Annotated in this window: 18 protein-coding genes and 1 tRNA gene; 11 read left to right on the top strand and 8 right to left on the bottom strand. The window is 39.5% G+C overall.

The features are described 5' to 3' along the window. Nucleotides 1-15: 15 nt before the first annotated feature. Nucleotides 16-1449, bottom strand: coding sequence for a pyruvate kinase (gene pyk / locus L3Q70_RS08785; RefSeq protein ID WP_062569151.1), 1434 nt, complete (start codon nucleotides 1447-1449; stop codon nucleotides 16-18). Between the two features lie 421 nt (nucleotides 1450-1870). Between pyk and gndA the strand changes: the two genes are divergently transcribed. After that, on the top strand, nucleotides 1871-3244 hold the full coding sequence (gndA, locus tag L3Q70_RS08780; RefSeq protein ID WP_062569150.1) for an NADP-dependent phosphogluconate dehydrogenase: 1374 nt from the start codon (nucleotides 1871-1873) through the stop codon (nucleotides 3242-3244). Nucleotides 3245-3303: 59 nt separating this feature from the next. Here gndA and ansA read toward each other — a convergent pair whose 3' ends face one another. Both ansA and sppA read right to left on the bottom strand, forming a co-directional pair. After that, on the bottom strand, nucleotides 3304-4314 hold the full coding sequence (gene ansA / locus L3Q70_RS08775; RefSeq protein ID WP_062569149.1) for an asparaginase: 1011 nt from the start codon (nucleotides 4312-4314) through the stop codon (nucleotides 3304-3306). Between the two features lie 59 nt (nucleotides 4315-4373). Then, on the bottom strand, nucleotides 4374-6239 hold the full coding sequence (sppA, locus tag L3Q70_RS08770) for a signal peptide peptidase SppA (RefSeq protein WP_062569148.1): 1866 nt from the start codon (nucleotides 6237-6239) through the stop codon (nucleotides 4374-4376). Between the two features lie 198 nt (nucleotides 6240-6437). On the opposite strand from sppA, the gene L3Q70_RS08765 reads away from it, so the two are divergent. From L3Q70_RS08765 to L3Q70_RS08735, 7 genes are all read left to right on the top strand, one after another. Beyond that, on the top strand, nucleotides 6438-8399 hold the full coding sequence (locus L3Q70_RS08765) for an NADPH-dependent 2,4-dienoyl-CoA reductase (protein ID WP_237114113.1): 1962 nt from the start codon (nucleotides 6438-6440) through the stop codon (nucleotides 8397-8399). Between the two features lie 68 nt (nucleotides 8400-8467). Continuing rightward, nucleotides 8468-9166 carry a DoxX family protein gene (locus L3Q70_RS08760; protein ID WP_237114112.1) on the top strand — a complete coding sequence of 233 codons (699 nt, stop codon included), beginning with the start codon at nucleotides 8468-8470 and terminating at the stop codon, nucleotides 9164-9166. A 72-nt stretch (nucleotides 9167-9238) separates the two neighbouring features. Then, the gene (locus tag L3Q70_RS08755; RefSeq protein ID WP_237114111.1) at nucleotides 9239-9787 is read left to right on the top strand and encodes an NAD(P)H nitroreductase; all 549 of its coding nucleotides are present in this window, start codon (nucleotides 9239-9241) and stop codon (nucleotides 9785-9787) included. A 197-nt stretch (nucleotides 9788-9984) separates the two neighbouring features. Further along, nucleotides 9985-10362 carry a hypothetical protein gene (locus L3Q70_RS08750; RefSeq protein ID WP_062569145.1) on the top strand — a complete coding sequence of 126 codons (378 nt, stop codon included), beginning with the start codon at nucleotides 9985-9987 and terminating at the stop codon, nucleotides 10360-10362. A 68-nt stretch (nucleotides 10363-10430) separates the two neighbouring features. Then, nucleotides 10431-10521 (top strand) — tRNA-Ser (locus L3Q70_RS08745). A gap of 52 nt (nucleotides 10522-10573) precedes the next feature. Next, entirely contained in the window at nucleotides 10574-10972 is a 399-nt protein-coding gene (locus L3Q70_RS08740; RefSeq protein WP_237114110.1) for a hypothetical protein, read from the top strand. Between the two features lie 72 nt (nucleotides 10973-11044). Then, nucleotides 11045-11662 (top strand): FKBP-type peptidyl-prolyl cis-trans isomerase, encoded by a 618-nt coding sequence (locus L3Q70_RS08735; protein ID WP_062569143.1) that lies wholly within the window; start codon nucleotides 11045-11047, stop codon nucleotides 11660-11662. Nucleotides 11663-11725: 63 nt separating this feature from the next. Here L3Q70_RS08735 and fur read toward each other — a convergent pair whose 3' ends face one another. The 5 genes from fur to L3Q70_RS08710 all read right to left on the bottom strand — a co-directional run bounded on the left by fur (nucleotide 11726) and on the right by L3Q70_RS08710 (nucleotide 14269). Beyond that, nucleotides 11726-12169, bottom strand: coding sequence for a ferric iron uptake transcriptional regulator (gene fur, locus L3Q70_RS08730; RefSeq protein WP_062569142.1), 444 nt, complete (start codon nucleotides 12167-12169; stop codon nucleotides 11726-11728). Nucleotides 12170-12359: 190 nt separating this feature from the next. Continuing rightward, a complete protein-coding gene (fldA, locus tag L3Q70_RS08725; RefSeq protein WP_193988851.1) occupies nucleotides 12360-12887 on the bottom strand; it encodes a flavodoxin FldA in 528 nt (175 codons plus the stop codon). A gap of 14 nt (nucleotides 12888-12901) precedes the next feature. Then, complete coding sequence (gene ybfE, locus L3Q70_RS08720; protein WP_062569140.1) at nucleotides 12902-13180, bottom strand: LexA regulated protein; 279 nt, start codon at nucleotides 13178-13180, stop codon at nucleotides 12902-12904. Nucleotides 13181-13182: 2 nt separating this feature from the next. Further along, nucleotides 13183-13404: a DUF2788 domain-containing protein gene (locus L3Q70_RS08715; protein WP_062569139.1), complete on the bottom strand. Its 222-nt coding sequence runs from the start codon at nucleotides 13402-13404 to the stop codon at nucleotides 13183-13185. Nucleotides 13405-13504: 100 nt separating this feature from the next. Continuing rightward, the gene (locus L3Q70_RS08710; RefSeq protein ID WP_237114109.1) at nucleotides 13505-14269 is read right to left on the bottom strand and encodes an alpha/beta fold hydrolase; all 765 of its coding nucleotides are present in this window, start codon (nucleotides 14267-14269) and stop codon (nucleotides 13505-13507) included. 131 nt (nucleotides 14270-14400) lie between these two features. On the opposite strand from L3Q70_RS08710, the gene seqA reads away from it, so the two are divergent. The 3 genes from seqA (at nucleotide 14401) to astE (ending at nucleotide 17786) form a co-directional block, all read left to right on the top strand. After that, entirely contained in the window at nucleotides 14401-14997 is a 597-nt protein-coding gene (gene seqA / locus L3Q70_RS08705; RefSeq protein ID WP_193988849.1) for a replication initiation negative regulator SeqA, read from the top strand. Nucleotides 14998-15013: 16 nt separating this feature from the next. Beyond that, on the top strand, nucleotides 15014-16651 hold the full coding sequence (pgm, locus tag L3Q70_RS08700; protein WP_062569136.1) for a phosphoglucomutase (alpha-D-glucose-1,6-bisphosphate-dependent): 1638 nt from the start codon (nucleotides 15014-15016) through the stop codon (nucleotides 16649-16651). Between the two features lie 79 nt (nucleotides 16652-16730). Further along, nucleotides 16731-17786, top strand: coding sequence for a succinylglutamate desuccinylase (gene astE, locus L3Q70_RS08695; RefSeq protein ID WP_237114108.1), 1056 nt, complete (start codon nucleotides 16731-16733; stop codon nucleotides 17784-17786). The last annotated feature ends 116 nt before the right edge of the window (nucleotides 17787-17902 follow it).

Here is a 17902-nt window from a genome sequence, read left to right as displayed (position 1 = left end):
AGTAATTGTAATAGTTTAAACTGTTACAATCTTCATTGTGTTTGTCGCACCAATCGTTTCCATCGCATCGCCGTGCGTTAAAATCACGGTGTCGCCAGCCACAAGAGAACCAAGTTCAACCAGCGTGTTTAATGCGTCACGAACCATGCTGTCATCTTCACATTTTGTTGAATCGAAGAATACAGGATAAACACCACGATAAAGAGCTGTTTGCCCCAGTGTGCTTGCATGGCGTGATAGTGAGTAAATTGGCAGACCAGAGCTAATACGCGACATTAACTTAGCTGTGCTGCCTGATTCCGTTAGTGTCACAATCGCTTTTACAGAATCTAAATGATTAGCTGCATACATCGCAGATAAGGCAATTGATTCAGCATTTGATGAAAAACGGCTGTCTAAACGGTGTTTAGAGACATGTGTTTCTTTTTGAGATTCTGCACCTAAACAAACGCGAGCCATAGTAGCTACGGTTTCTTCAGGGTAGTCACCTGCTGCTGTTTCAGCAGATAACATAACTGCATCTGTACCATCTAATACGGCGTTAGCAACGTCCATAACCTCTGCACGGGTTGGCATTGGGTTATCAATCATTGATTCCATCATTTGTGTTGCAGTAACAACAGTACGGTTTAGTGAACGTGCGCGGCTAATAATAAGCTTTTGTTTACCAACTAGGGCGGCATCACCAATTTCAACACCAAGGTCACCACGTGCAACCATAACAGCGTCAGATGCAAGTACGATATCATCAATTGCTTCAACAGTCTCAACCGCTTCTGCACGCTCTATTTTTGCTAGAAGTTGCGCGTTTGAACCAGCCGCTTCTGCTAAAGAGCGAACATAGCGCATGTCATCGCCACTACGTGGGAATGAAACAGCAATATAATCAACACCAATTTCAGTAGCTGTGATTAAATCTTCTTTGTCTTTTTCAGTGAAAGCTGGGGCTGTTAAGCCACCACCTAATCGGTTAATCCCTTTATTATTTGACAGTATACCGCCAACAGTAACAGTCGTGTGAACTAGGGCACCATCAACGCTATCGACGGTTAATTGAATCAAACCGTCATTTAATAGTAGTAAGTCACCAGGTTTAACGTCGTTTGGTAACTCTTTATAGTCGATACCTACCGAGTTTACGTCGCCTTGGCCTTTTTCCATTTTCGCATCAAGGGTAAATTTTGCGCCTACTTCTAGGTTAACTTTACCATCTTTGAAAGTTGATACACGAATCTTAGGGCCTTGTAAGTCGGCGAGAATAGCAACGTGTTTGCTTAAACGCTTAGCAATGCTGCGTACCGCTTCTGCGCGGTCTTTATGATCTTGTGCTACACCATGTGAGAAGTTCAAACGAACAACATTTGCACCTGCACGAATAATTTTTTCTAGGTTGTTATCGCGATCGGTTGCCGGTCCAAGGGTCGCAACAATTTTTGTGCGTCTTAGCATCAAATTCTCCTGTGCGCTTAATTAAATTAAGCAAATTGATGGTTATCTATTAAAAAGTCGTGCAATTAAACCATTTATATTGGCTTATACATCGGCACGATGTAGAACTCATAAGTAAGAATAGTGTTCTTACTTATGAGAATCAGACTATTTGTATAAAATTGTAATATACAAAGTAACAATGACGTTATTATGACACCGGTGTCAGGTAGCGTCAATACACATACCTTTTTAAAGGGTATTATAAAAATCTGGTCCGATGCCTTCGTTATTTTGATATACTGACCATAACGTCGCTTCATGATTTTGATGATTTATATCAACTTAGCTTACAAGCTCGCATTTTTGGGCTGCTTGGGTATAATGCGCGCGTAATTATTTTGATTAACTAACCAATAGTTGTTACCGAGGAGGACACTAAATGCAAGTTGCATTAGTAGGGTTAGGCGTTATGGGTAAAAATCTTGCCCTCAACCTGATTGAAAAAGGGCTGACATTAGTAGCTTATGATAAAAACCCTGATGCGGGTGCTGAGTTACTAAGCTGTGCGAAAACGCTTGGTTTGGCAGACCGTTTACACATAGTGTCTGATTTAAATGATATGGTTAGACGCTTAGAGCCGCCTCGTTCAATCTTACTATTAGTTCCTGCTGGTGAATTGGTTGACAAAGTGTGTACAGAGCTTGCAGAAGCAGGCGTTGACTGTGATGACATTATTGTAGATTGCGGCAACAGTAACTACAAAGATGGTATTAGCCGTAAACTTAAATATCAAAACAAATTTGAATTTGCCACTATGGGTATTTCTGGCGGTGCAGAAGGCGCACGTCATGGTCCTGCTATGATGGCGAGTGGCTCAGAAGGCGGCTGGGAGCGTGTAGAGCCGTGGTTCGAAAAAGTAGCGGCAAGCTACAAAGGTGAATCATGTTTTGCGCGTGTAGGCCAATCTGCAAGTGGTCACTTTGTAAAAATGGTTCACAACGGTATCGAATATGCGTTGATGCAATTAATTGCCGAAATGTACCAATTACTGCGTTTAGGCACCAATCGTTCACCGAAAGAAGTGGCTGATATTTTCAATGACTGGTCAGAAGGGACTTTAAATAGCTACTTACTGTCAATTTCAAGCCATATCTTAAGCCTTGAAACAACAGAAGGTGAGCCACTAGTCGATTTAATCGATAATAAGGTTGGCGCTAAAGGCACTGGCCTATGGACTGCACAAAATGCGTTAGAACTTGGCATTGCAGTACCATCATTAGTGGCGGCTGTACAAGCTCGTCACTTAACAAATACTTGTGATACACATGCAGCGAAAGAAATGACTTACGCTGCTAAAGCAACTGACTCAGTTGATTTAGATTTGGATGAGTTAAAAGATGCATTCACACTGGCAAGTTTACTTGCTTATCGTCAAGGCTTAGCACTTATCAAAGGTGCATCTCGCGCTCATCAATGGAAAGTTGACCTTTCGAAAACGCTACAAACATGGCGCGCTGGTTGTATCATTCGTGCTGATTACTTAGACAATGTGGCTGAAGGTGTAGAATTTATCGATTCTATGCAGCGTGAATCAGCTGCATTACGCAAAGTAACAGGCGCAGCAGTTGCTTCGGGTCTTGCGTTCCCTGTGTTAACAGCAACACAAACTTACATTGCGACGTTAACGACACCAAGTAATGGTCACCTTGTTCAAGCACAACGTGACTACTTCGGTGAGCATGGTATTAAAACTCACAGTGGTGAGATTTGCCATTTAACAGACTTAGTGGAGATTGATGAAAAAGTTCGTTAATTATCAAAAGTATAAAAAAAGGCACCAGTTGGTGCCTTTTTTGTATTCAATTGTATTGATTATCGGCTTAACTCACCGCGCAAATTGTCTTGCATCAAGTGACGAATTGTTTCTACTTCAAGTTTTTGACTGAATAAGTAGTGTAATTTGGTTAAACACGCCTCTAATGTCATATCGTAGCCACTGATCACACCACAATTTAATAAGGCATTACCCGTTGCATATCCACCCATATTCACTTGGCCTTTTAAGCACTGTGTTAAGTTAACAATCACCATACCGCGTTTACTAGCGTCATTAAGAATATTTAAAAACGCAGGATCTTGTGGCGCATTACCGACACCAAAGCTAAGTAAAACAAGTGCTTTGATATCATCGTTAACTAAACTTTTTACCACTTTAGGGCTTATACCAGGGTATAGATAAAGCACACCTATGGGTTGTGGTGTGATATTCGATACCTGTAATTCGTTATCAACGTAAGGGCTGAGCTGCCCTTTGATCAGTTGAATATTAATTCCAGATAATGCTAAAGGTTCAAGGTTAGGTGAAGCAAACGCATCAAAGCCATCGGCATGCGCTTTGGTAGCACGGTTACCACGGAACAGCTGGTTATTAAAAAATAGGCTTACTTCAGCAATCGGATAATTAGCGGCTAAATACATCGCATTTAGTAAGTTCACTTGCCCATCTGAGCGCAGCTGCGACAGTGGAATTTGCGAGCCGGTTACAATCACAGGTTTTGTTAGGTTTTCGAACATGAAAGACAAAGCCGAGGCGGTATAGGCCATGGTATCGGTACCATGTAAAACTACAAAGCCATCATAGTCTTGGTATTTACTTTTAATATCGTCAGCAATGAGTTGCCAATGGGCAGGCGACATGTCTGAAGAATCAATGAGTGGGCAATATTCGTGTATATCAAACAAAGGCATTTCATCGCGATTAAACTCTGCATTATTAACCACTGTTTCGGTCAAAAAACCTTCTGCCGGAACATAGCCGCGGCTCGATTTTTTCATCCCGATAGTCCCGCCCGTGTAGGCGATATATATACGTTTACGTTTCATAAAAAAAGCCCAGTAAAATAACTGGGCTTAGTATACCTAAAATTGCTTAGCTAAGTAACTTATTGAATTACGTTACATACTAAACAACGTGCATAAACACCTTGTGGATCGTTATAATCTTTTAGGTTATCAATTTCACTACTAACCTGATTAATTAGGCTCTGTAAATTAGCTTGTGTTGCAAGCACTGATCGCGATGAATCAGATTTAGCAAAAAAGCTTTTAACAGCGGCTGTACCAAAGATATCTTGTAGCATTTGCTCTTGAGGGGTAAGCGACTGTTTGATGGTTTTAACATCATAGTGAGTTAGCTTAGCAAGTTCAGCCGCAGCTTTAATAGCATCTTGCTTATCACCTAGTTTATCGACTAAACCTAGCTCTTTTGCTTGGGTCGCAATCCACACACGGCCTTGAGCTATTTCATTCACTTGTTCTGGTGTCATGTTACGTGCTTCTGCCACTACATTTAAGAAGCGCTGATAAGCATCTTCTACACTCAATTGAATGATATCTGCCATTTTCTCATCAAGTGGGCGAGCAATCGAAAAACCAGCAAGATCGGTCGTTGCCACACCATCTGAATAAATACCTAATTCAGCCATGGTATTTTCAAATGTCATGAAGGTACCGAATACACCAATTGAGCCCGTAATAGTACTAGGAGCAGCCCAAATTTCGTTAGCGGCAGATGCAATCCAATAACCACCAGAAGCGGCAACTGAGCTCATTGATGCAATAACGGGTTTGCCAGCAGCTTTAAGTGCTAATACTTCGGCACGAATTACTTCAGATGCGAACATACTACCGCCACCTGAATCAATACGAAGCACAACAGCTTTTACTTTGTCGTCAAGACGCGCTTTACGAAGTAGGGCAGCGGTAGAGTCACCACCAATCTCACCTGCCTTGCGTTCACCGTCTACAATGGTTCCTTTAGCAACAACAACAGCTACTTTTTCAGTAATTGGATTATCAAATTCAATAGGTGGCTTCACTAGCGATAAATACTCACGGAAGCTAACCTGTTTAAAGGTTTTGCCTGTTTCTTCAGTACCCACTACATCAATTAATTGTTGACGAATTTGTTGTGACGTTTTCAGTGAGTCAACCCATTGGTTGTTTAGTGCGTATTGACCTGAATTACCATTAACGGCTTGCATTTTAGCAAGGTATACATCCATATCTTCATCGAAATTGCTTTCATCGAATGGACGACTTGCAGCGACGTCTGTTTTGTACTCGTTCCAAAGTGCGGTTAGCCAGACATTATTTGCCTCTTTTGCAGCCTCAGACATGTCGTTGCGGATGAAAGGTTCAACGGCTGACTTATAAGTACCCACGCGGAAAATGTGTTGTGTTACTTTAAGTTTCTCAAGTGCATCTTTGAAATAAAGCGGAAACATGCCGTAGCCTTCAATGCTTACACCGCCATAAGGGTGCATTGACACCTCATTAGCATGAGCTGCAATATAATATTGTGCTTGCGTGTAATAATAGCCCGTTGCGACAACTTGTTTACCCGCTTCTTTAAATGCATCAATCGCCTTTGTTATTTGCTTTAATTTGTTGATATGGGCACTTGGCATTTTTTGTAAGTCAAGCAGCATAACTGAAATACGATCATCTTCAGTTGCCTGATTAATAACTTCAATTACATCATCAAGCAAAATTTCTGATGGTGCTTCTTGGCCCATAGTTGCATCGTTGATAGCTGCTTCAACAGGGTCAACATAGGTTTTTTCCTCAACAATTGGTCCATTTAGGTTTAGGCGTAATACAGTGCCGTCGGCCACTTTTACTTTGTCTTCTTCACTGGAGATAGCAACAATAAATAGTATTACTAGTAGTAAAAATATAATGTTGAGAACCAATCGGCGTGAGAAGTTAATCCCTGCCCAAATGCCTTTAAATATCTTTGCTAGCAAAATAAATCCTTAATTCAGTACAACTTAGTAGTTAACTCATCTTAGCTCAGAATAACCTTAAAATTAACTGTTAAATAGTAACAGAGTGTTTAAATCAACAAATTGCCACAGATTAATTAGATGCTAAAAGTTGATTATTTACAGTTATTACAGCAGAATCTAACTATTACAGAGGTTAGACCAGTTAACGGGGCACACATGTTAGAACAAAAATTACAATTACCGCATACTGAACTTCGTAATCGTTTGGTTATGGGATCAATGCATACAGGGCTTGAAGAAGGCTGGCATAACCGAAAACGCTTACGAGCATTTTACCAAGCAAGGGCGAAAGGGGGCACTGGGTTAATTATTACTGGCGGCTATAGCCCAAATATACGTGGTAAATTAACTCCCTTTGCTTCAACGTTTAGCTCTTATTATGATGTGATTAAACACCGTGCTTATACAGAGGCTGTGCATGAGCAAGGTGGAAAAATCTGCTTGCAGTTACTGCATGCTGGACGATATGCCTATCATCCATTTAATCAAGCGCCAAGTGCAATTAAAGCGCCTATCAATCCTTATAAACCTAAAGCAATGTCATTAGGTTCAATAAAAAAGACCATCAAAGACTTTGCGAACTCTGCAAAGCTTGCTGAAAAAGCGGGTTATGATGGTGTTGAAATTATGGGCTCAGAAGGGTATTTAATCAATGAGTTTATGGCTAATCACACAAATAAACGCACCGATAGCTATGGCGGTAGTTTAGAAAATCGCATGCGTTTAGCTGTTGAGATTGTTAAAGCTGTTAGAGCAAAAGTAAGTAAAAAATTTATTATTATTTTTCGTCTATCAGTTATGGATCTTATTCCAGATGGCTCAACGCCAGATGAAGTAAAGCAACAAGCTATAGCACTTGAAGAGGCTGGAGTAGACATATTTAATACTGGTATTGGCTGGCATGAAGCGCGTGTTCCAACTATTGCCAGCATGGTTCCGCCTGGTGCATTTAAAGAAGCTTCGAAAAGGTTAAAAGACACTGTGTCAGTGCCGGTTGTGGCTGTAAACCGTATTAATACTCCTGAAATCGCCAATAGCATTTTAGAGGCAGGTGAGTCAGATCTTATTTCTATGGCTCGTCCACTTCTGGCTGATCCTGAATTCTTTAACAAATATATTAATAAGCAGTCTGAACAAATTAATATTTGCATTGGTTGTAACCAAGGTTGTTTAGATCATGTATTTAAAAATAAACGAGCGACATGTTTGGTCAATCCACAAGCGGCGTTTGAATTAGACTATAGTTTAGAAAAAGCATCGTCTTCACGTTTAGTACTTGTTGTGGGAGCAGGGCCGGCTGGTCTTGCTGCAAGTTGCTATCTCGCACAGAAAGGGCACAAGGTAACACTCATCGAGCGCAAAGAGAAAATGGGTGGTCAATTTAATCTGGCAATGCAAATCCCAGGTAAAGAAGACTTTAACCATACACTTAACTACTTCACTAACAAATTAAAGCGTCTTGATGTTGATCTAAAACTAGGTACTGAATTTAAAGACGATATGCTTAATCAATACGATGACGTTGTGTTTGCAACAGGCGTACGTCCACGTGAAGCGAAAATCGAATGTGGCGATGGTAAACGTGTATTCGCTTATGATGAAGTGATTCGAGGTGAAGTAGAGCTTGGTGAAAAAATTGCTATATTGGGGGCTGGCGGCATTGGTTTTGATATGGTGGCATTTTTAAGTGAACACAAAGGTCAAACTATTGAGCAGTTTAAAACTCAGTGGGGAATAGAGTGTGAAGCCAAGCCAGACAAAGATACACGTAAGCTTTATATGCTTAAGCGAAGTGAAGGACGCTTTGGTAGCGACTTAGGTAAAACGACAGGTTGGATACATCGCCAGGTTGCTAAACAACATGGTGTAACACAAATAGCAGAATGTCAGTACTTAAGCTTCGATAAACAGGGGTTGAAGATCACAGTCAAAGGCGAAGAAAAACTGTTAGATGTCGATACGGTCATCGCATGCATCGGTCAAGTGTCTAACAGCGAAACATTTGCAAATGAAAAAGAAAATGCGAAAGTTCACGTTATTGGTGGAGCCAAGTTAGCGGCTGCCATTGATGCTAAGCGTGCAATTTTTGAAGCATTACAGGTAGCTAGAAAAATCTAATTGAAATAAACACAAGCTATATGTGGTCTTAGTCTATACTAATTACTAGTCTTATAACTGAGGCCACAATGTTGAATACTTTAATAAAATCATATGATCAATCCTTAAATAAACTCCGTATTTTTGACGGCGTTCCTGCACTTCTTATCAGATTTATCTTAGCCCCGGTTATGATAATTGCTGGCTTTAATAAGCTTGCTCTGAGTGGTGATGTTACTCATTTTTATCAATACTTTTTAGCATCCGAAGATATCATCGCCTGGTTTGGAAATGAAGAGTGGGGTCTCGGTTTACCTTTTCCTGCATTATTAGCTTTTCTAGCTGCATGGACTGAATTTTTAGGTGGGATACTTTTATTTTTTGGCTTTTTAACTCGACTTGTGGCTATACCACTTATGATTACCATGTTAGTAGCGGCAACGACTGTTCATAGCGAACATGGTTGGTTTGCTGTTACGCCAACAGATGCAAGCACAAGTCCTGCGCGTGTTTTAAGTTGGATAAATATCCCTGGAGCACAAGAAAGCTTAGACAACTCAGCACAAGCCTCAGAAAGATTATCTAAAATGCGCGATTTATTAGAAACACACGGCCATACTGGCTATTTATATGAAACTGGCCGTCCTGTGATTTTAAATAATGGTATGGAGTTTTCAGTAATTTACTTTGTCATGCTTTTGAGCCTGTTCTTTATGGGTGGGGGAAGATACTTGAGTATCGATTACTGGTTGGCTGTAAAGCGAACTAATGACTTTATTGATAACTAGAATAAGTGTTAAGCTTAAATTTTATAGCCCCTATTAATTAGGGGCTTCGTATTATGTACTTACGGATTTGAAATGGATGCTTTAACGCTTTTACAAACTCGACAGTCTGATCCAAGGCTTGTCGCACCTGGCCCTTCACAAGAACAATTATCAATTATCAAACGTGCGGCACTGAAAGTGCCAGATCATGGTTGCATAGCACCGTGGCGATTTATTGTTGCACAAGGCGAGGCATTAAATAAGCTAGGTGAGATTTATCACCAAGCGGCAGTTGCTGAGCAACAAGATGCAAGAATCATTGAACGTGCAAAATCATTACCTTTGCGTGCGCCAATGGTGATAATTGCAATCGCTAATATAATCGACAATCCAAAAGTACCGCGTATTGAGCAAGTACAAAGTGCAGGATGCAGCGTCCTAGCAATGCAACAAGCTGCTTTTGCACAAGGACTAGGTGGTATTTGGCGAACCGGTTACTTTGCGCAAAGTCCTTTTGTTAAGTCTGCTTTAGGGTGCAAAGAAGAGGATGAAATTGTAGGATTTTTATATCTGGGAACACCAGAAGTGGACCACAAAAAGCCTGTAAGGCATGAACCATCACGATTTTTTGAAAATTTATAATAATTTTTGAACTTTTTTGTATTTTAGTAGTCAGATCTGATTAAGCTTGCTTATGCTACTTTTTTCAAGTTTATCTTTGCTGTAAGAAGCGCTTGGACGCAAAACTAAATAATCTTCTTCGGTATGTTTTTTAATCGGTTGTTTTTTGATAATGTAATGGAAGTCTCAGAAAAATAACGATAAAGAAGACGAGAAAAATGGGAAACTTATTTTTACGTGAAAAAGAAAATTGGTTCGCTTGGTCAGTATGGGGATTATTCGGCGCAATTATTACATTTTTTGTGGCTATGTCGACTAAAGCTCCTCAGTTTCTAGGGTTATCGGCTGTGGGAGTGTTATTTCTACTCACATGGTGGATGCAAAGTACAAAACGCTTTGATTTTGGGCGTGCATTTAAAATATGTTGTTATGTTCTGACATTTACAAGCTTGCCTGCATTTTTACTTGTTATTGTTCCTAGCGACAACTTTAATCGCATCGACGTTGTTGTTCAGGCAACGGCTTTTGCCCTTATAAGCGTGTTTATTTGTTTGATATGCTCATGGATTGCAAGACGTCCTAAGCAATATTATTAACTTTATTGAACTTTATTAAAAATAAACCTTTACAAAAAACTCAGTAAACACTATTATGCGCGCCGTACGGAGAGATGGCAGAGTGGTCGAATGCACCGGTCTTGAAAACCGGCAGGGGTTTGTAGCCCCTCTAGGGTTCAAATCCCTATCTCTCCACCATTATTTAAAAAAACCGCCTTATTGGCGGTTTTTTGCTTTCTGGAGATAAATAATGCCGATAAGCGAACCTTCAAAATTACAACGTATTATTAAACACCTGTTGCTGTGGTCAGTCTTTTCCTATTTTTATCATAGCGGTGTAACTGTACTTGTTGCAATGGCGCATGATGCTAAGCCTGAGCACGGCCTGTTAACTGCGATTGCATATGGCATTGGTTTTAATGCGCTTGTTGCTCATTTGATTGGTAAATATGATAAACATTGGCCAATTATTGCTGCGTCATATATAGCACTTGTGGGTTTACTTGTTGTGCCTTTGGTTCTTACAGGCATTGTGGGCTTGATGAATGTATACTTCATTTCAGTAATGGTTATAACTTTACCAATCGCTACCTTTATCGTTGATAAAATAAAGCAACGAATTAGTTTAAACACTAACCAAACACAGTAAAACTAGGCGATATTCAGTGTTTTTTTATGTTAGTATGGTTTTGTCTTTTAACTAATAAACGTGAATTTAAACATGTCAGATATTTTTACAACAGATGCTGAAAAAGCAAGTTATGGTATTGGTTTACAAATGGGTGAACAATTAAAAGCGAATCCATTTGAAGGTTTAAACCTTAACTCTGTATTTGAAGGTATGAAAGACGCGTATGCTGGTAGTGATTTCCAAGTTGAAATTCCTGCAATTCAAGCTGCTTTTGAAAAAATCAATGCTGAAATTCAAGCGCGTCGTGAAGAAGAAGCTAAGGTACTAGCTGCTGAAGGTGTTGCTTTCTTAGAAGAAAATGCAAAGCGCCCAGAGATCACTGTAACCGAGTCAGGTTTACAGTATGAGATTCTTACGGCAGGCGAGGGTGAAAAACCAACAGCTGAATCTACTATTCGTGCGCATTACCACGGTACACTAATCAACGGCACAGTATTCGATAGCTCATATGAGCGTGGTCAACCTGCTGAATTCCCAGTAAGTGGCGTTATCAAAGGCTGGACAGAAGCAGTTCAAATGATGGGGACAGGTTCGAAATGGCGCCTATATGTACCACATGAGCTTGCTTACGGTGAGCGTGGTGCTGGTGCAGCAATCGCACCTTTCTCGACGTTAATTTTTGACGTTGAGCTATTAGAAATCATTTAATAGATTTTGAATAGACGTAAAAAAACCTGCTAGATGCAGGTTTTTTTATGTCTGATAAAAATATTAACTATTTGATTCAGCGTATTCTTTACACTTTTCAGTGTCAACGCATTCACCATATAAGTAGAGTGAGTGGTTAGTTAGCTTAATGCCATTTTCTTCAGCAATTTCAACTTGACGACGTTCAATAAGATCATCCTCAAACTCCACAACCTTGCCACACTTTAAGCATACAAGGTGGTCATGGTGCGTACTTCCTGATAGTTCAAATACCGACTTACCACCTTCAAAGTGGTGGCGAGATACGATACCAGCATCATCAAATTGGTTAAGAACACGATAGACAGTTGCAAGACCAATCTCTTCGCCTTTGTCTAATAAAATTTTATAGACATCTTCAGCGCTGATGTGTTGATTGTCTGGAGATTGCAGAATCTCTAAAATTTTAATACGTGGCAGCGTTACTTTTAACCCTGCTTTTTTTAGTTCCAAGTTGTGATCAGTCATTCAATCTGTCTCAATTTATTTAGTTATACTAGGCACCTTAAAAGATGCACACGACACATTAGCAACCATTAGAATAACGCGCATGGCAAACAAGTGCAAAGAACAATTCGCTTAATTGCCGAATATTTAGACAAAAACAAACTGGTTGTGCATCTTTACAGCAGCTAGTAAATGCGAGTGTTACTTGTTATTAATCAGCAAGTTCACTTAAACACATTTCTTCATAAACTTGAGCACACCATTCTTTAACTCGCTTTTCTGTGAGTTCAGGTTGACGGTCTTCATCAATACCTAGGCCAACAAAGTGGTTATCATCGATGACCGCTTTTGAGGCTTCGAAGTCGTAACCTTCCGTTGACCAATGGCCAACAACGATAGCACCACGTTCTGTTACGATATCATTGACCATACCCATAGCATCTAAGAAATACTCTGCATAATCTTCTTGGTCACCGCAACCAAATATCGCGACTAATTTCCCTTCGAAGTCGATTTCTTCTAATTCAGGGAAAAAATCATCCCAATCGCACTGCGCTTCACCGTAGTACCATGTAGGGATACCAAATAATAGCAAATCGAATTCAGCAATCTCTTCTTTAGAGCTTTTCGCAATGTCATGAACGGCAACAAGTTTCTTACCTAGCTCTTTTTGGATCATTTTAGCTACGTGTTCAGTATTGCCTGTATCGCTTCCGAAAAAAATACCTACGCTTGACATGGATTTAAAACCTTCTATCTATCAATAGCCAATCTTTCTTGTAAAATTGTTTCAATCAACGCGCTACGGCTAATATTCTGCGCATCTGCCATATCGCTTAATGCTTGATATAACTGTGATGAAACCTTAAATTCTACACGCTTTAAACCACGTGCTTTATCTCGTTTTATTTGATTACGTTTATTCACTTTTAATTGCATATCGCGAGGTAGGGGGTTCGTTTTTGGCCTACCTGGGCGTTTTTCGTATTCAAATAAATCGGGTGTTGTTCTATCTAGTTCTGACTTTGCCATGTCTAGCCAACACCTGCGCCTTGCCAAAAAACTTGAATAAGTCCTTTAGCTATAAACCCAGAGCAACCTAAAAACAGCACTAACCAAACGATGTATCGGCCAAATTTTGGTACATCACCTTTTTTAAGGACATCTTGAATTGCCATTCCAATAAAAAAGAAAATGCCGGCTAAGCCAAAATACAACCCTAAGGTATCAAATTCGTTAATTAACTGACTGACCATCAACGTATAAACCTTCAAATTAAACGGCGCGTACTATAGCACACAAAATCATAATAATTTAGTGGGCTAGATCAAAAACGTGAATTTTATCTTGCCCTTTTTATTGCTCTAAAAAGTCGCTAATTGCTTTATTTACAGCAAGTGGTTTTTGCGCATGTAACCAATGACCCGCACCGTGAATTACTTTTGCCTTCGCATTTGGAAATAAACTTATAATCATTGGACGATGCTCAGCCAAAATATAGTCGGAATCATTACCTTTCACGAATAAAGTATCACATAAACAAGAATCATTTTCATCAAGTTGCGATAAAATATTTTCGTATTGCTGATATAAAACGTCTAAATTGAATCGCCATTGGTACTGTCCTTGGTCGTTTTTTGCAAAACTTTTTAACAAAAATTGTCGAACACCCATCTCGTCGATATGTTTTGCTAGTAGTTGATCCGCTGCTTTTCTATCTGCAACACTCGATTCAGCCACTTCGTTTAAACCTGCAAAAATAGCACTGTGCCGTGGTTTATTTGCTACAGGGGAAATATCTAATACAACTAACTTATTGACCACATCCTTGTGCTTGAGTGCTAATTGCATTGCTGCTTTGCCGCCCATTGAATGGCCAATAATATGTGCATTTGATATGTTTAAGTGCTTTAGCAAGTTGTAAATATCGTCTGCCATTACTTCATAGTTCATCGTTTCACTATGAAATGACTTACCATGATTTCGTAAGTCAATATTAGTAACGGTGTAATTTTCTGCTAATGCTTTGGCTATAACATTCAAATTCTCTAATGAGCCAAACAAACCATGGATCAATACAACGTCAGGACCTTGGCCCGATTGTTGGTAGTTTAATAGCATTTTAAACTCCTATTTTTAATCGCTGTATTTTGCCTAGCGAAATTACAAATTGCAAAACATAGAGAATTGCTGCGAGCTTAGGTATAATCATTGAGAACTTTTAAAATGTGACCCGTAAAGACAGGAATAACATGAAAAAAATCGACATAGACGACGAGTTATATCAATACATAGCAAGTAACACTCAAAGTATTGGTGAAAGTGCATCAACTATTTTGCGTCGTTTATTAAACCTATCTGATGGTAACACGGTAGCAGAAACAACGAGTGAACATAGTGAACAAGAAACCTCAACCGTTGAACCTGTAAAAGACAACACGACCGATAAAACGCAACAACCTGAGCCAGAAGCAGAAAAAGCGACTCCACCTAAAGCCAGCTCACAAGCTAAAGGGAATGTTTTTAATGTGTTGAATAAAGAAGAGCTTGCAATGCAAAAGGGAGTGGTAGGGCGCTTTTTATTCATTCTAGCTGCCTTGTACCGTTCTCACAAAAACGAATTTGTGAACGTATTAGATATAAAAGGCCGTGACCGCGTTTATTTTGCTACCAGCAAAGAAGCATTACTCGAAAGTGGTAGTAGTATGAATCCGAAAAACATCACTGATACAGAATACTGGGTGATGACGAACTCAAATACAACACGTAAGAAAATGATGCTTCACGAAGTCGCGCTGTGTTTAGGCTACAGCAGTGATGACGCTGAAAAAATCCGTGACTATTTATAACCGATAAGGAAATATTATGGCGATTCACCCGGATGCAGGAAAAACCGCACCACAAGAAAGCTTAGTTAATGTACCTAAACTGGTTTCTGCTTACTATTTAAATGAGCCCGATCTTGAACAAAATCCAGAGCATTGTGTTGCTTTCGGTACGTCAGGACATCGCGGCTGCTCGTACGATGTAAAGTTTAACGAATCGCATATATTAGCTATTACTCAAGCTATTTGTGATTACCGCAAAGAAAATGATATTTTTGGTCCTCTTTTTCTTGGTAAAGATACTCATGCTTTAAGTGAAGCTGCATTTAATTCAGCCATTGAAGTGCTGGTTGCTAACGAAGTACAAGTTATTACGCAAGAAAACGATGAATACACCCCTACACCTGTCATCAGTCATGCGGTTGTGTCACACAATAAACAAAATCCAAATGAATTAGCAGATGGTATTGTCGTTACGCCATCTCATAATCCACCAGAAGACGGTGGTTTTAAATATAATCCGCCAAACGGTGGGCCTGCTGATACTGATGTAACTAAATGGATTGAAGACAGAGCAAATCAGTTACTGCTTGAAGATCTCGTTGAAGTAGAGCTATTTCCATTTGCTAAAGCATCACGCTCAGGTTTTATAAAATATCAAGACCTTATTAATCCTTATGTTAACGATTTAGAAAATATCATTAATTTAAAAGCCATTAGCGAAGCAAATATAAAAGTAGGTATTGACCCGCTTGGTGGTTCAGGTATTAATTTTTGGCCTGTAATCGCAGAAAAATACAATTTAGACCTAACAGTCGTAAATAAAGACGTTGATCCACGCTTTGCTTTTATGCCACTGGACAAAGATGGCAAAATTCGTATGGATTGTTCATCGCCTTACGCCATGACCAATTTAATCGCACTGAAAGATGATTATGATATTGGTATTGGTAATGACCCAGATTATGACCGCCATGGTATTGTGACGCCTGATGGTTTAATGAATCCAAATCACTTCTTAGCCGTGGCGATAGATTACTTATTAAATAACCGTGATTGGTCAAAAGATGTCGCGATTGGTAAAACGCTTGTATCAAGCGGCATGATTGATAAAGTTGTAGAGCGTAACAATCGTAAAGTAAAAGAAGTACCCGTTGGTTTTAAATGGTTTGTTGAAGGCCTGGGTAAAGGTACGCTTGCTTTCGGTGGTGAAGAAAGTGCAGGGGCGTCGTTCTTACGCTTTGATGGTACAGTTTGGAACACAGATAAAGATGGCTTTATCTTAGGTTTACTCGCAGCTGAAATCTTGGCAGTGACGGGTAAAACACCTTCACAACTTTATAAAGAGCTTGAACAAGAGTTTGGTGCGCCTATCTATAAGCGTATCGATGCGCCAGCAACCTCACAGCAAAAAGAACGTCTAAAAGCACTTTCTGCTAACGATGTTACTGCAAGCACACTCGCTGGCGATGTCATTACGCAAAAGCTAACCCATGCACCAGGTAACAATGCTGCAATTGGTGGTTTAAAGGTTGTTACTGAAAACGGTTGGTTTGCTGCACGCCCATCGGGCACTGAAGATATTTATAAAATTTACCTTGAATCATTCAAAGGTGAAGAACATTTAGCATTACTTGAAAAAGAAGCGAAAAAATTAGTTGATTCAGTAATTAGCTAATCTCTTTTTTATCTTTTAAAACGGCTGATATTCTCAGCCGTTTTTGTATTCTACTCTCACGCATTATTAGGATAGAACAATGAGCTATTCAACCTCTGCATACCTAGATGAATTAAAACGTACAGGCGACTTTTTAACACTCACTCGCAGTAATGAATTTCAACTTGAACCATCGTCATTCACCCTCAAAAATGGCACTGATGTAACAGTTCATGATACGGGTATCATAGAGTTTCAACCAAAAGGACAAACAAATAAAGATATTGTGCTTTCAAGTGCGATACATGGTAACGAAACAGCGCCAATTGAAATCTGCGATCAATTAATCAAAGCAATCATTGCAGAAGAACTTACGCTGAAACAGCGCATATTGTTTATTTTTGGTAACCCTAAATCAATTAATATCGGTCAGCGTTTTGTTGATGAAAACCTAAACCGTTTATTTAATGGCCACCATACTGTTGAAGGTATTGCCTCAAACCCTGAGCGCGTGCGTGCAAAGCTACTTGAAGATGTGGTTTCGGATTTCTTTGAACGAGGCAACCAGGCCAGTGAGCGTTTTCATTATGACCTTCATACTGCAATTCGTGGCTCTAAAAATGAAAAGTTCGCAGTGTATCCATTCTTACATGGCAAGCCTTGGAAAAAGTCGCAGTTACAATTTTTGCTTAGCTGTGGCGTAAACACAGTATTAATGATGAAATCTGCGGCAACAACGTTTAGCTACTACTCGTCTTATGTCCACGGTGCTGACTCATTTACAGTTGAGCTTGGTCAAGTAAAGCCATTTGGCGAAAATGACATGTCTCGCTTTGAGAAAACTAAAAAAACGTTAATTGCATTAATTAGTCAAGAAACTGTTGAATACAAAGAATTCAATGCAGAAGATTTTGAGTTGTTTTCAGTTTATAGAACAATAAACCGTACTTGCGAAGATTTTAGTTTCCCATTTGCTGATGATGTAGAAAATTTCACCGGTTTTGCCAAAGGGGAATTATTAGCGATTGATGGTCAGACCAGGTATGAAGCGGAAGTAGACGGTGAAGCTATAATCTTCCCAAATGCAGATGTAGCCTTAGGTCAGCGTGCTTTGCTTACCGTTATCCCTATGCAAGTTGATAGCAACTTTATTTAAATTTTTTGCATTAACACCCATCTGAATGTAGTTAACTATATGACTTTAATGGTTTTATTTTGTTGTATAGTTAACTTTCCATGCGTATTTAGCCATTTATCGACTATTCGTCTATG

Source organism: Pseudoalteromonas sp. CF6-2 (assembly GCF_021729425.1).
Lineage (GTDB): Bacteria > Pseudomonadota > Gammaproteobacteria > Enterobacterales > Alteromonadaceae > Pseudoalteromonas > Pseudoalteromonas arabiensis.
Note: the sequence above shows the minus strand (reverse complement) of the source record. Positions and strands in the feature narration are given on the sequence as shown.